This is a genomic window from Methylomonas sp. Uni0011 (assembly GCF_056850255.1).
On the sequence record NZ_JBVVNO010000004.1, the window covers coordinates 1 to 13447 of the forward strand.

The following is a 13447-nucleotide window of genomic DNA, read 5'->3' on the forward strand; positions in this document are numbered from 1 at the left end:
ACTCGATTACAGAACGTAATTTATAAGCTTAAATTGACGTGGTCTGTACCGATAATTTCTAACAGAAATCGATCGCTACACATACCCACACAAATTATTTCGATTCAGTTTGTTAAAGAGCCAGAGCGTTTCACCCTGTTGAGCCGACATATTCTACAGCAATCAGAAGTCATGTCAACCACTTTTTTCAGCGACTTTCGATTCAAACCTCCAAATCAAAAGCCACCAACTTACCAACCCCAAAATAACAGAGCCAGCAAGCCCACCACCAACCCAGGATTTAACCTTCAAATCCCCAAGCCGTCAGCAGTGAAGAGCCGCTCATTCTAGCCACACCTCTCCACTCTGTCAACATTTTAATTTCACTTTGGCAAACTTTCTTTTGCCGACCTGGTAAACATGAGAACTTGCAGTGATTATTCGCTTCGGATCATCCAGCTTTTCGCCATCGATTTTCACAGCGCCTTGCTTGATTAAACGCAACGCCTCCGAAGTACTCTCTACCAGTCCAGCATTTTTCAGTAGATTAGCAATTGGCAAACCTTCGCTCCCTGCATCCATCTCTATTTCAGCCAGATCTTCTGGTATAGCCCCTCTCTGAAACCGCGCTTCGAAATTTTCCAGCGCCGATTTGGCGGCAGCGAAACCATGAAACCGCTCGACGATTTCCTGCGCCAACGCGACTTTATAATTCCGCGGATTGTCACCATCCTCACACGCTTGCCGCCAACCCTCGATTTCCAGCATCGGCCGAAAACTCAAAAGCTTGAAATAGCGCCACATCAACTCGTCGGATATCGACATGATCTTGCCGAACATATCATCTGCCGCATCAGCAATACCTATATAATTGTTCAGAGATTTCGACATCTTCTGCACCCCATCCAAGCCTTCCAGGATCGGCATGGTCAGGACTATCTGCGGCTTCTGACCATAAATCTCCTGCAATTGGCGCCCGACCAGCAAATTAAACTTTTGATCGGTCCCGCCCAGCTCGACATCCGCCTTCATGACTACCGAATCGTAACCCTGAATCAGCGGATATAAAAATTCATGAATCGCAATCGGCTGACCACCTTTATAACGCTTGCTGAAATCGTCCCGCTCCAGCATCCTGGCCACCGTGTGTTTTGCAGCCAACTGAATCAATTCCGCACTGGTCATTGCCCCCATCCACGCCGAATTGAATTTCACCTCGGTTTTTTCTGGATCCAATATCTTAAAAACCTGAGCTTGATAAGTCTTAGCATTCTCCAGCACATCTTCCCTGCTCAACGGCTTCCGCGTGACATTTTTACCAGTCGGATCACCTATCATCGCAGTGAAATCGCCGATCAAAAATTGAACGTTGTGACCGGCATCTTGAAACTGCTTCAGCTTGTTGATCAGTACGGTGTGCCCCAAATGCAAATCCGGAGCGGTCGGATCGAATCCGGCCTTTATCGTCAACGGACGATTCTCTTCCAGCTTCTTGACAAACTCGGATTCCAGTAAGATTTCTTCAGCACCGTAACGCAGCTGAGCCAAGGTTTCTTCCAACAAAACACTCTCCTAATAGCCTTCAGTTTTAGGGCGCGCATTATAAGTGATGCAACTGTATCAACGGATAAAAAATCCCCATTTGTTAGCCATGAATCATAAAATTGCCTACAATTGGGCATTCGACAAACAATGAAAAGTGATTGCTGTGAAGAACAGAATACTCAAGTCGGCGCTGTTAGGCGCTTGTACCGTTGTTGCCGCAAGTGCAAGTTACGGATTGATCCCGCACAAAGGCTTGGAAGACGCCAAAAGTCTGGAGCAAGACAAACTGATCTCTTCCAGGCTTGATCGATACACCAATTACAATCAAGCCAAACCCAAAATCAAACACCTCGACGTCACCGAGGAACTGGAACACACCGTCAAAACCGGCGAAAACCTTTCCAGCATTTTTTCGGACTTAAACCTGAACCGCGAGGATCTGCATAAAATCATCCACGCCAACCCAACCGGCAAGCAATTCGCAGCGGTCGAGCCCGGCCAAGACGTGGTTGCCACGCTGAACGCCTCAGGAGAACTTGAACGCCTAACCTACGCCAAAAACCCGTTCGAAACCCTGATTGCGACCCGTCACGACGATGGCTTCGATGTCGAATTGCTCAGCAAAAAAGTCGATTATCAAGTCGCGAGCGCCAAGGCTACGATCCATTCCTCGCTGTTCGAAGACGGCACACAAGCAGGATTGCCGGAAAAGATCATTCTAAAACTGGCCGACATCTTTGCCTGGGACATCGATTTTGCGTTGAATTTGCGCGACGGCGACGAGTTCACCGTGGTCTATGAAAAGCTGTTCGTAGAAGGCCGCGAATTCGACACCGGCGACATCTTATCGGTGGAATTCGTCAACCAAGGCAAGACTTACACCGCAGTACGCTTCGAAGACAATCAGGGCAATACCGGTTATTACACGCCGGACGGCAATGGATTACGCAAAGCCTTCCTGCAAACGCCGATGGACTTCGCCAAAATCAGTTCGCATTTCAACCTGCACCGCAAGCATCCGATATTGAACACCATTCGCGCTCACAAAGGCGTGGATTATTCCGCCGCCATCGGCACGCCTGTCAAAACCACCGGCGACGGCAAAATCGTGTTCCGCGGCGTCAGAAACGGTTACGGCAATGTGGTCGAAATGGAGCACGGTCAAAAATATTCGACGCTTTACGCCCATCTGTCGGGCTTCAAAACCGGCCAAAAAGTGGGTGCCAGCATCAAACAAGGCGACGTGATCGGTTACGTCGGCAAAACCGGCTTGGCCACCGGTCCGCATTTGCATTACGAATTCCGCATCGGCGGCCAACACGTCAATCCGGTCACGGTAAAGTTGCCTCATTCCATGCCGATGGACAAAGCCCTGCTGGCCAAATTCAAGGCCCAAACCCAACCGCTGGTCGCGCAACTCAAACAAGCCAAAGGCGACGCTCAGGTCGCGCAGAATTAAACCGATGGCCGAACTTTATATCGGCTTGATGTCCGGGACCAGCATCGATGGCATCGATGCTGGCCTGGTCGACTTCGCTGGTAACAAGATTACGCTTGTCGAGTTCCATTACCAACCCTTCCCGCCGGCACTGAGACAATCCATTCAGGCACTCAGCCAAGCCAATCAGGCAGTGCGATTGCTAGATTATGGACACCTGGACAGCCAAATCGGCCGTTTATTCGGCGAAGCCGCCAATGCATTACTAAAAAAAACAGGAATACCAGCGAGCGCGATCAAAGCCATCGGCAGCCACGGCCAAACCGTTTATCATGCTCCGGACGGCAGCGACGGTTTCACCCTGCAAATTGGCGATCCAAACCGGATTGCGGAAATCACCGGCATCACTACTGTTGCCGACTTTCGCCGCCGCGACATCGCCGCCGGCGGCCAGGGCGCACCACTGGTACCGGCGTTCCACCAAGCGCTATTTACCGACCCGAACCAGGCCAGAACGGTGGTCAATATTGGCGGCATCGCCAATATCACGACACTCGACGACAAGCCAACCATCGGTTTCGATACCGGCCCAGGCAATGGCCTGATCGACTATTGGTATCAGCAACACCATTCAGGCATATTCGATCAGTCTGGGGAGTGGGCGGCCGGAGGCCACACTAACCAAGAGCTACTGGCCGCACTCAAAGACGACCCTTATTTCGATTTAACGCCGCCGAAAAGCACCGGCAAAGAGTATTTTTCCGCAGCCTGGCTGAAGCGAAAAATCGAATCATTCGGCAACTTAACGGCTCAGGACGTTCAAGCGACGCTTTGCCAATTCAGCGCAGATACGATTTCCGATGCCATCAGCCGGCACGCACCGGAAACCAAGCAAGTGTTCATTTGCGGCGGCGGCGCACATAACCGGCATTTGCTGCAGCTGTTGGCGGAAAACTTAAGAGTTTCAATCGCATCGACAGCCGCCATCGGCGTCGATCCGGACCACGTCGAAGCGATTGCGTTCGCTTGGCTGGCCCGGCAAACTTTGAATCGCTTACCGGGTAACCTATGTAGTGTCACCGGCGCCACCGCGCCGGTGATTTTGGGCGGAATATATCCTGGCCGAAACGGTTTAGGCTGAGAACGAAGAGCCGCAGCCGCAAGTGGTGGTGGCGTTGGGATTGCGGATCACGAATTGCGCACCAGACAAATCTTCCTTGTAGTCGATTTCTGCGCCGTTTAGATACTGGATGCTCATCGAATCAATCAATACCGTCACGCCGCCATTGACGATCTGCGTATCGTCCTCGTTCACTTCTTCATCGAAAGTAAAGCCGTACTGGAAGCCGGAACAGCCGCCGCCGCTGATATAAACCCGCAGTTTAAGATTGTCGTTACCTTCTTCTTGAATCAAACCCGCGACTTTTTGCGCAGCGCTATCGGTAAATACAATTGGATCGGCCATATAAAACTCTTAAGCAATTGAATGGGTAGGGAATTATGACTATCCCCAGTATTTTGGTCAACAATTATTGTGATACCTTGACCCGGCTGGCCTTTTAACCCACCGGCAACTCAAATCGCAGTAAAATCAGGGTCCGTTTCCGCTGCAATCGAGGAGATACCGATGCTGATCACGTTTCTGAGACATGCTACGGCGGAGGATCGCGCCTTATCAAAAGCCGATAGCGATCGAACACTCACCGAAAAAGGCGCAAAACAGGTCAAACGGCTGGCGATCTTCTGTGAAAGAAATCGACTCTTGCCAAGCAAGCTATATTGCAGTCCGGCGCTACGGGCCCAACAGACCGCAACTTTAGTGCATGACCACTTGCCCAACTGCCCTGCTGCGCTTAGCGTCGATTGGCTGACCATCGGCACCGAACCGCAACAACTGCTGGCACAACTTAAACGACTGGCCGATCTCGGCGAAGACGATGTCTGGTTAGTGGGGCATGAACCCGATCTTTCCGAGGCTATCGCCGCACTCTTAAACATGTCGGCCACGGCATTGTGCATCAAGAAAGCGTCGTTAACCCGCCTCAATGCCGACTTCAGTAATCCGCAATCGGTCACGCTGCTGTGGAGTCTGCCGTGCAGCTTGATGCGTTGATCTGTTTCGACTGGGCTTGATTCGGTAACAAACGGCCGGCAATTTCGTCGTCTTCCAGGTAGCACCCCGGATCTTCCGCCCAAAAATCGCCGGTCAGTTGCTGCGCCCGAACCCGGGTGTTGCCATTGCATATAGACTGGTAGCCGCAACTGCCGCACCGCCCCTGCAACGGCCGGGGCGAAGCTTTCAGGCCGGCCATCAACGGGTCCGAGGTATCCTGCCAGATTTCGGAAAACGGCCGCTGACGAACATTGCCCAAGCCGTAATGCCACCAAAACGTGTCGGGATGCACATTCCCCAGGTTATCGATATTGGCGACATTGACACCGGAAGCGTTGCCGCCCCATTGCCGCAGTTTGGCCTGGATGTGCTCGGCCCGCTCCGGGAAGCGGCGTTTGACCCAGTGCAGGAAATAGACGGCGTCGGCGTCGTTGTTGCCGGTCACCACTTCCCGGTGCAGGCCTTGTTTTTCCCAGCTCAACGACTTTTCAAACAGGCTATCCATTACTTTGCGGGTCAACTGAAACTCGGCATCGTCCTTGCGGTTTTTGTTGCCTCGTCCGCCGTAATTCAAGTGCGACAGATAAAATTTGTCGATGTCCTCGTCGTCCATCAATTGCAATAAGTTATCGAAATCATGGGCGTTGTCTTGGGTCAGCGTGAAGCGCACGCCAGCCTTGATACCGTGGTCGCGACATAAACGGATGCCGGCCAGCGAGGCATCGAACGAGCCCTGTTTCTGGCGAAATTTGTCGTGTGCCTCGCTCATGCCGTCGAGACTGACGCCGATGTACTGGTAATCGATCGCGGCAATTTGCTCTATATTGCTGGAGTTGATCAACGTGCCGTTGCTGGATAAGGCCACGTAAAAGCCCATGTCCCGCGCACGTTGCGAAATCGGAAAAATATCGGGATGCAACAGCGGTTCGCCGCCCGACAAAATCAGCACCGGCACCTTAAAGGCCTTTAAATCGTCCATCACCGTGTAGATTTCCGGCGTCGACAATTCCCCGGGAAAGTTGATGTCTGCCGAAGTCGTGTAACAGTGCTTGCAAGTCAGATTGCAGCGGCGAATCAGATTCCAGATCACCACCGGCCCGGAAGGCTTGCGCGCCGGTTTTAACGGTGTTGGCTCAAGTACCTCACGCATGTATTGGCTGAGTCTGAACATGCTTATCCCCCGATACGCAAACCGGTTTTTTTCAAAATTTTGCTGCTGTACAGTACCTCGTGCCCGCGCGCGTGATCGCCCAACAGCTCGGCAATGATGGCGACCTGGCGTTCGGCATCCTGCTCGGTCTTACCGTGTACCATCGCAAATAAGTTATACGGCCAGTCCGGTAAGTGGCGCGGGCGCTGGTAACAATGACTGACGAATGGCAACGCGGCAATCTGCCGGCCCAAGCGGTCGACATCATCATCGCCCACATCCCAAACGGTCATGCCGTTGTGGCGATAGCCCAGTTTGTAGTGGTTGGGCACCGCGGCGATCCGGCGGATGACGCCGGTCTGTTGCATTTCGGCCATGTGCAGCATCACGACCTGGACAGACAAACCCAATTGCTCGGCGACGGCTTGATAGGGCTCGGCAACCAACGGTAAGCCGGCTTGGGTAGCCTGGATAATTTGGCGGTCTATCTCATCGATACTCATCAAGCTTCCAATTGCAAACCGACGTAATATTCATTGATTTTCGGCATGTTATAGACGGTCAGACCGGTCAGCCGTTCGATCTCGGCAATCACGCTCGCCACCTGTTGCGGCTGTTCGGTGGCCAAGACAAACCACATGTTCAAGGCGTGGTTGCGAGCGTAGTTGTGGGCGACCTCGGGAAAGGCGTTGACGATTTCGGTGACTTCGTCAAAGCGTTCCTCCGGTACCTTGATGGCGGCCAGGGTCAACGCGCCGCCCATTTGCTCGGCGTGGTACATCGGCCCGAACCGCGACAACACGCCATCGGCCAGTAAGGCCCGCAGGCGCGTCAACAAACAGTCTTCGGTCAAACCCAGTTCTTCGGCGACCCGTCGATAGGGCGATTCGCAGATCGGGAAACCTTGCTGCAGGCGATTGACGATGCGTTTATCGATGGTATCCATGGCGTCACACATTTTGCCATTCGCATGCAGCGGGAACGACCGCATCCCGTTCGACACGGTTTGGTGGGTCGTTGGCGGCCTCCGCCGGAGCCGAATAGCGCGCACCGCGTTGTTTAAAGCAGCGCCGGCTAAACAATACTTCGTAGGGATAAGCCGCCAGCGCGCAATCATGTCTTAACACCGCCCATTGCTCCAACACCACTTCCCGGCTTTTGCCATGGATCATGCAATACAGGTTGTAAGGCCAAACCTCGCCCTGGCGCGGCCGCTGATAGCAGAGATTGACGCAGGCTTGTTGACTGATCAGGGCTCCGACGTCGGCGACACGCTCGTCCGGAACATTCATCACGATCATTGCATTGGCCCGGTAGCCGAGTTGGCGATGCTTGACAACCACCCCCCAGCGCTTGATCAAACCTTGCGCGCGCAAGCGCGATAGACGCTGGATCACGTCCTGTTCGGTCAAACCCAAATCCTCAGCAATTGCCGCATAAGGCCGTGCCGTGATCGGCAGACCGGCCTGGACGGCGGCAATCAAACGATGATCAACGGCATCAATCATGCAAATTCAATTCAAACCCGAGATTGATGAAATAGTCGGCCAACATCGGCAATAACATCGCCGGATAACCGCTGCGGTTCTCGATATCCGCAATCACGGCGCGCAAATGCGCCTCGTCGTCGGCCACCGCTACAAACCACAAGTTAAAACGATTTTCCCGTTCGTAGTTATGATTGACTTCCGGACAAGCGCTGACCAAGTCGGCAACCCGCGCCAGATCGTGATCCGGCACCGCCATCGCCACCAGCGCGCTGCTGCCGATGCTGTTCGGCGCAATGACCGGACCGATGCGGCTGATCATCCGTTGCGCCGACAATTCTTCAAAAGCGTGCAGTACAACCTCTTCGCTGACGCCGAGTTGATCGGCAATATCGCGATACGGTGTGGGGCTGAGCGGAAAATCCTGCTGGTAATCGTTGAGCAGGCGTTTGTGCAAGGGTGCCAGCATCGTCACCAACCTATGCGATTGGCGCGGTCGGTGAAAAAAATGCCGCTGGGTTTTTGGGCGGGCAGACGGGCTATTTCAGCCAGAGTTTCCGTATCGTAAACCATCAGCCGATCGTCGTCGCGCACCGCCAGCCATACTGTTTCGCCGCGCGGACTGAATTCCATGTGCAACACCGCCTTACCGGGCTGCAAGGTTTTGACGATGTTGAAATTCTTGACGTCGATGATCTGCACGGTCTGGTTATCGGGGAACGCGAAATTCACCCAGATTTGGCGGCCGTCGGGCCGGGCACTGACGAAAACCGGCTGGCCGGCCAGCGGAATGCGCTTGACCAATTCCCAATCGGTTTTGTCGATGACCAGCACCTCATGCTGCCCGATGGCCGGCACGAACAGCCAGTCGCCGGCCATCGTCCAGCCCTCCAGATGCGGCATTTTGTAGACTGGTAGTTGCTCGTCGTCCTTGCCGTAGTCTTCCAGTATATGCTCGACGCCTTTTTCCGGCTGCCATAAATCCAGCAACGCCAAACCTTTCTCGCCGAACAGGCCGGCCGCATAGAAATGGCCGTCCGGGCTCAACAACGCATCGTAGGGCTGCTTACCGATGTCCTGGTATTTTTTGACGACTGGTTGACGCGGATTTTTGGCGTCGATCAGCCAGATTTCGTTGGCTTCGAACAAACTGCAAACAAAGCGCTGGCCCGGCGCATCGACCAGACCAACCACTTTGGACAACTTGTTGTCGTCGCCGTAGACCGCCGGAATCTCGGCCAATTGCTCCAAGCTTTCGGCGTCGAACAGCTTCACGCCGCCCGGCGTGTAATTGGAGACGGCAATCACTTTACCGTCCTGAGATATGGCGCCGCCGATACTGTTGCCGGCCTGCACGATCCGTTTGTCGATTTTGTCCTGCAGCAAATCGATTTTGCTTAATCCGCCGTCGCGGCCGAATACGTAGGCGTAACGCTGGTCGCGGGAGAATACCACCGACGCATGCGACAAATCGCCCAAACCTTCGATACGGCTCAACATCGCCGGCTTAGTAGTGTTGACGATTTGAATGGTACCGGCTTCGCGCTCGATCACGACGCCCAAATCGCCGGTCGCCCGCAAATCGGCGCAAGCCGAGCCGGCAACGGCGAGAGCAGACAACAACACGGAAGCCAAAAGTTTCATGAAAACCCTTTTCTGAAAATTATTCCGTTCCAACAAATCCGCAGCCGGCCGCCGCCCTTTAGCTAAGCCGGCTTCAGCGCTGGCGCAGACGCGCAAGCATCCAGCTGATCTCGGCATCGTTCAAAAACGGTTGCCACGCCGGCATAGCCGTGCCGGCCCGGCCGTTACGAATCGCGTCGAACAATAACGCATCGCTTTTGTCGGCCAAGGCGTCCGGCATCAACGAAGGCCCCAATCCACCCTTGGGCGGCAGGCCATGGCAGGAACCGCAATCGTGCTTCAGCATATTGGTCAATTCCTGCTGGCGCGCGGCGCCCGGCTCTTCGGCGTACACGCCGAAACAAAACGCGCCGAGCAGCCAGACAATCCGCATCGCTTAAGGCTTGACGCTGCCGTAATAGGCGGCGATATCCGCAATCTCGCTATCGGTCAGCGAACCGGCTATCGCGTTCATGATGTCCGACTTGCGGGTCTTATCGCGGTATTGCTTGATCGCGGTTTTCAAATATTCCGGATCGCGCCCACCCAGCGGCGGGAACGGCGCATCGGCGCTGGGCATACGAATGCCATGGCATTGTGCGCAGACCATTCCGGCTTTATATTGACCGACATATAAACTGACCGCCTGGGCATTGCCGGCGACCAACATCGTCGCCAGCATTGCAGCACTGTAACGGGCTATTTTCATTTGTGTTGCTCCATTTCGTCAGGCGACAAACCGCGGGTCATGTATTTGACCCGGCCTCTGGAGAAAATCCCTGCCGGGCTTTCCATCGGAATGCTGGCGACTTTTTGCAGACTGTGGGAATCGTAAACCACGACTTCGTCACCGTTATAGCCAGCCGAAATGTAAAGGAATTTACCGTCGGCGCTGTATTCCGGGAAGTAGGCGTGGCCGCCGACATCCAGGGTTTTGGCGACTTCCAGGGTTTTCTTGTCGATCAACTGCACGGTGCGGGCGCGCCGGTCTTTACTGATGATATCTACCGCGACATAAGGTGCGTTGGCATGAGCAGCCGGCGATTCGGTACCGCCGGAGACCGGCACTTGCTTGACAACTTCCATTTTGTCCAAGTCCCAAACGCTGACCACGGTTTTGTCGCAATCGCCGAAATTGGTACCAAAGCCCAAGGTACGACCGTCCACCACCACCGCCGAGCCGCCGCCAACGTGCGGCACGCAACCGGCCGGCAGTTGTTTGATCAATTCGCGTTTTTCCAGATCGATCGCGGCGACGATGCTGTCGTCATAGGACGCGATCATCAATTTTTTGCCGCCGTGGGTCAGAAAGGCATCGTGCAAGTGGCGACCGACTTTCTCGATCTTGGTCACTGGAAAGCCTTCTTTTTTGTAATCGACCACCCAGACCTGGCCGGCATTTTCCAGAGCAATCGCAAAAATATCGGCGTACGGCGTACCGATAATCATGCCGGAATCCGAGGACACGTGTTTGCCGTCCGGATCGATACCTTCCAATTCGAAGGTTTTCAGCGGCTCCAACGTGTCGGCGTCCAGGATCACGGCATTGTGCGGCACGAACGAGCCGGCCATGATGTATTTGCCGTCGCGCGATACGCCCATGCCGGGACCGTTCCAGCCGGTTTTGATGCTGCGCACCGCTTTCATTGAGTACAAATCGACTTTAAAAATCTCGGCGGTGTCGGTTTTGACGTAAGCCCAACGCGGATTGGCCGGATTGAAATCGATAATATGCGCCGCGGTGCCGGTCGCAACCTCACCAACTTTCTGGTGAGTCGCGCTATTGATGAAGATGGCTTTAGAGCCTTCGCCGCGGCCGTATTTGCCGCGGGCAGCGACGCCGATCAGGTTCTCGAATTTATCGTCGATCTGGAACGTCGGCTTGGCTGGCAACGTGCTTTCGTCTTTGACATAGACTTTCAACGATTTTTTCATGTCGTCTATGTTCCAGGCCGGATTCGGTTGTTTCGGCGTTTCCTGCAAGTGCTTGATCACGCCGCGGATCTCGTCGTCGCTCAATCGGCCGTAGAACGGCGGCATCAAAGTGTCGAAGCTGCCGGCCATGACAATGGTGCGCAACGCGGTCGGACTGCGGCCTTTCAACGTGGCAGAGTTCAACGCCGGCGCCAAATAGCCGCCGTGGTCGGAGCCGTGGCAGCTCGCGCAATTGTCCTGATACAACTGATGCATGTCTTCGGTCTTGGCTAACGCCACTCCGGACGACAAGAGCATGATGATGGAACTCGCCAGTAATTTTTTACCCATTATTGTTGTTTTTTTCATCTAAATTTCCTGCCATCCGCAAGTTAAAAAAAGAGCCAACTTGGTGCATTAAACCATAAAAGACCGTAACGGGCAGCGCTGCGGATTCCCATGATAAAATGACAACTTGTTGACTCCAGGCCGAATGTTATAAGCTAAAGTTTCGATTCGCTATCAATTTACCGCTTGATAGGCGCCCTTGTCAACCCGACGCGGCTCAAACAGAATGCAATTTATGCAAAAGACTGATATCTATGAACTTATCGAGTGCATGACCACGTTAATCCGCTCGGAAGAGCGGAAAAAGTGCACCGAATTAGGCCTGCAACCGGTCCACTTCCAAGTGTTGAACTACTTATCGCGCTGCAACAAATACAGCAACACGCCGGCCGCTGTCGCCAATTATCTGGGCATGACCCGCGGTACGGTGTCGCAATCGCTGATCATTTTGGAAAAAAAGGGCTACATCGGCAAAACGCCCGACACTAACGACAAACGCGTCGTGCACTTGCACCTGCTGCCCGACGGCGCCGAAATCCTGAAGCAAGCCCGACCCTCCGACCTGTTCACCAGCGCCACGGCGATTTTACAGCAAAGCGAGTCGCCGCCATCCGACGCCAACGTATTCCAACAAGCCCTGACCGCGCTGCAAAAAGCCAACCAGTCGCAATCCTTCGGCGTGTGTAAAACCTGCCGCAATTTCAGCGAGAAAGACGGCGGCTTTTTCTGCCTGCTGACCCAGGAAAAACTCAGCGTCGAAGACAGCCAACAAATCTGCCAGGAACACAACCCGGTCTAAGACCGCGGAGCACGGCATCGCGGCTAGCGTCCGCACGGCACACCCGTTTCGGGGGAACAATTATGACGATAGCCAGAATAGCGATAACGCCGGGCGAACCGGCCGGCATCGGCCCGGATTTAACCGTACAACTCGTGCAACGAGCGCTGCAATGCCAACCGGTGGCCGTCGCCGACCCGGAACTATTGGCGCAGCGGGCCGAAAAATTGGGACTGCCGCTAACCATCGAACCGTTCGAGCCGGACCGGCCGGCCCTGCCGCATCGACCTGGCACACTGTCGGTGTTACCGCTAAAGCTCAGCGCAGCGGCGGTCTGCGGCCGGCTGAATCCCGATAACAGCCACTACGTGCTGAAAACCATCCGCCAGGCCACACTGGGTTGCCTGAACGGCACGTTCTCGGCCATGGTCACCGGCCCAGTGCATAAAGCCGCGATCAACGATGCCGGCTTCCGCTTCAGCGGCCATACCGAATTCATCGCCGAACTGTGCGCTGCCGATCCGGTGATGATGCTGGCGACGCCGGGGCTGCGGGTCGCGCTGGCCACCACCCATCTGCCGCTGGCCCAGGTCAGCGCCGCGATCACGGCCGAGTCTTTGCGCCGAGTCATCAGAGTACTGGACCACGATTTGCGCCGGCGCTTCCGCATCGCGGAGCCGCGGATTCTGGTATGCGGACTGAACCCACACGCCGGTGAAAACGGCCACCTCGGCCACGAAGAAACCAAAATCATCGAACCGACGCTGGAGAGCCTGCGCAGCGAGGGCATCCATCTTTACGGCCCATTGCCCGCCGACACCCTGTTCACCCCCAAATACCTGGACCATGCCGACGCCGTACTGGCGATGTACCACGACCAAGGCCTGCCGGTTTTGAAATTCAAAGGCTTCGGCCAAGCCGTCAATGTCACCCTCGGCCTGCCCATCGTCCGCACCTCGGTCGACCACGGCACCGCACTGGAACTGGCCGGCACCGGCAAAGCGGAACTCGGCAGCTTGCAATTTGCATTGCAGACGGCGTTGGATATGAGCATAGGAACAAAATAAAGGAA

General features: G+C 54.7%; 16 protein-coding genes. 5 read left to right on the forward strand and 11 right to left on the reverse strand.

Going from position 1 to position 13447, the window contains the following annotated elements; all coding sequences use genetic code 11:
• Nucleotides 1-348: 348 nt before the first annotated feature.
• The gene (tyrS, locus tag AC0IM9_RS07205; RefSeq protein ID WP_482803723.1) at nucleotides 349-1539 is read right to left on the reverse strand and encodes a tyrosine--tRNA ligase; all 1191 of its coding nucleotides are present in this window, start codon (nucleotides 1537-1539) and stop codon (nucleotides 349-351) included.
• A 148-nt stretch (nucleotides 1540-1687) separates the two neighbouring features.
• On the opposite strand from tyrS, the gene AC0IM9_RS07210 reads away from it, so the two are divergent.
• Both AC0IM9_RS07210 and AC0IM9_RS07215 read left to right on the forward strand, forming a co-directional pair.
• On the forward strand, nucleotides 1688-2983 hold the full coding sequence (locus AC0IM9_RS07210) for a peptidoglycan DD-metalloendopeptidase family protein (RefSeq protein ID WP_482803543.1): 1296 nt from the start codon (nucleotides 1688-1690) through the stop codon (nucleotides 2981-2983).
• A 4-nt stretch (nucleotides 2984-2987) separates the two neighbouring features.
• On the forward strand, nucleotides 2988-4103 hold the full coding sequence (locus AC0IM9_RS07215; RefSeq protein ID WP_482803544.1) for an anhydro-N-acetylmuramic acid kinase: 1116 nt from the start codon (nucleotides 2988-2990) through the stop codon (nucleotides 4101-4103).
• Here AC0IM9_RS07215 and erpA read toward each other — a convergent pair.
• Nucleotides 4095-4427, reverse strand: a complete 333-nt coding sequence (gene erpA, locus AC0IM9_RS07220) for an iron-sulfur cluster insertion protein ErpA (protein ID WP_064020540.1) — start codon at nucleotides 4425-4427, stop codon at nucleotides 4095-4097. The genes AC0IM9_RS07215 and erpA overlap by 9 nt on opposite strands.
• 162 nt (nucleotides 4428-4589) lie before the next feature.
• Here erpA and AC0IM9_RS07225 point away from each other — a divergent pair, with 162 nt between their 5' ends.
• Nucleotides 4590-5075: a SixA phosphatase family protein gene (locus AC0IM9_RS07225; protein ID WP_482803545.1), complete on the forward strand. Its 486-nt coding sequence runs from the start codon at nucleotides 4590-4592 to the stop codon at nucleotides 5073-5075.
• On the opposite strand, the gene nirJ is transcribed toward AC0IM9_RS07225, so the two are convergent.
• The 9 genes from nirJ to AC0IM9_RS07270 all read right to left on the reverse strand — a co-directional run bounded on the left by nirJ (nucleotide 5035) and on the right by AC0IM9_RS07270 (nucleotide 11567).
• Nucleotides 5035-6246, reverse strand: a complete 1212-nt coding sequence (nirJ, locus tag AC0IM9_RS07230; RefSeq protein ID WP_482803546.1) for a heme d1 biosynthesis radical SAM protein NirJ — start codon at nucleotides 6244-6246, stop codon at nucleotides 5035-5037. The genes AC0IM9_RS07225 and nirJ overlap by 41 nt on opposite strands.
• Before the next feature lie 2 nt (nucleotides 6247-6248).
• Nucleotides 6249-6728 (reverse strand): siroheme decarboxylase subunit beta, encoded by a 480-nt coding sequence (ahbB, locus tag AC0IM9_RS07235; protein WP_278210677.1) that lies wholly within the window; start codon nucleotides 6726-6728, stop codon nucleotides 6249-6251.
• Complete coding sequence (locus tag AC0IM9_RS07240) at nucleotides 6728-7171, reverse strand: Lrp/AsnC family transcriptional regulator (protein WP_278210676.1); 444 nt, start codon at nucleotides 7169-7171, stop codon at nucleotides 6728-6730. The genes ahbB (AC0IM9_RS07235) and AC0IM9_RS07240 overlap by 1 nt, the downstream gene beginning before the upstream one ends.
• A 4-nt stretch (nucleotides 7172-7175) precedes the next feature.
• Nucleotides 7176-7733, reverse strand: coding sequence for a siroheme decarboxylase subunit beta (gene ahbB / locus AC0IM9_RS07245; protein WP_482803547.1), 558 nt, complete (start codon nucleotides 7731-7733; stop codon nucleotides 7176-7178).
• Nucleotides 7726-8181 (reverse strand): Lrp/AsnC family transcriptional regulator, encoded by a 456-nt coding sequence (locus tag AC0IM9_RS07250; protein WP_186289578.1) that lies wholly within the window; start codon nucleotides 8179-8181, stop codon nucleotides 7726-7728. Before AC0IM9_RS07250 ends, ahbB (AC0IM9_RS07245) begins: the two co-directional genes overlap by 8 nt.
• 2 nt (nucleotides 8182-8183) lie before the next feature.
• Nucleotides 8184-9356, reverse strand: a complete 1173-nt coding sequence (locus AC0IM9_RS07255) for a cytochrome D1 domain-containing protein (protein WP_482803548.1) — start codon at nucleotides 9354-9356, stop codon at nucleotides 8184-8186.
• A gap of 73 nt (nucleotides 9357-9429) precedes the next feature.
• On the reverse strand, nucleotides 9430-9729 hold the full coding sequence (locus AC0IM9_RS07260) for a c-type cytochrome (protein ID WP_482803549.1): 300 nt from the start codon (nucleotides 9727-9729) through the stop codon (nucleotides 9430-9432).
• Between the two features lie 3 nt (nucleotides 9730-9732).
• Nucleotides 9733-10044 (reverse strand): c-type cytochrome, encoded by a 312-nt coding sequence (locus AC0IM9_RS07265; protein ID WP_140912432.1) that lies wholly within the window; start codon nucleotides 10042-10044, stop codon nucleotides 9733-9735.
• Nucleotides 10041-11567, reverse strand: a complete 1527-nt coding sequence (locus AC0IM9_RS07270) for a cytochrome D1 domain-containing protein (RefSeq protein WP_482803724.1) — start codon at nucleotides 11565-11567, stop codon at nucleotides 10041-10043. Before AC0IM9_RS07270 ends, AC0IM9_RS07265 begins: the two co-directional genes overlap by 4 nt.
• A gap of 256 nt (nucleotides 11568-11823) precedes the next feature.
• On the opposite strand from AC0IM9_RS07270, the gene AC0IM9_RS07275 reads away from it, so the two are divergent.
• Both AC0IM9_RS07275 and pdxA read left to right on the forward strand, forming a co-directional pair.
• A complete protein-coding gene (locus AC0IM9_RS07275; RefSeq protein WP_278210671.1) occupies nucleotides 11824-12396 on the forward strand; it encodes a MarR family winged helix-turn-helix transcriptional regulator in 573 nt (190 codons plus the stop codon).
• 62 nt (nucleotides 12397-12458) lie between these two features.
• Nucleotides 12459-13442, forward strand: coding sequence for a 4-hydroxythreonine-4-phosphate dehydrogenase PdxA (gene pdxA / locus AC0IM9_RS07280; protein WP_482803550.1), 984 nt, complete (start codon nucleotides 12459-12461; stop codon nucleotides 13440-13442).
• The last annotated feature ends 5 nt before the right edge of the window (nucleotides 13443-13447 follow it).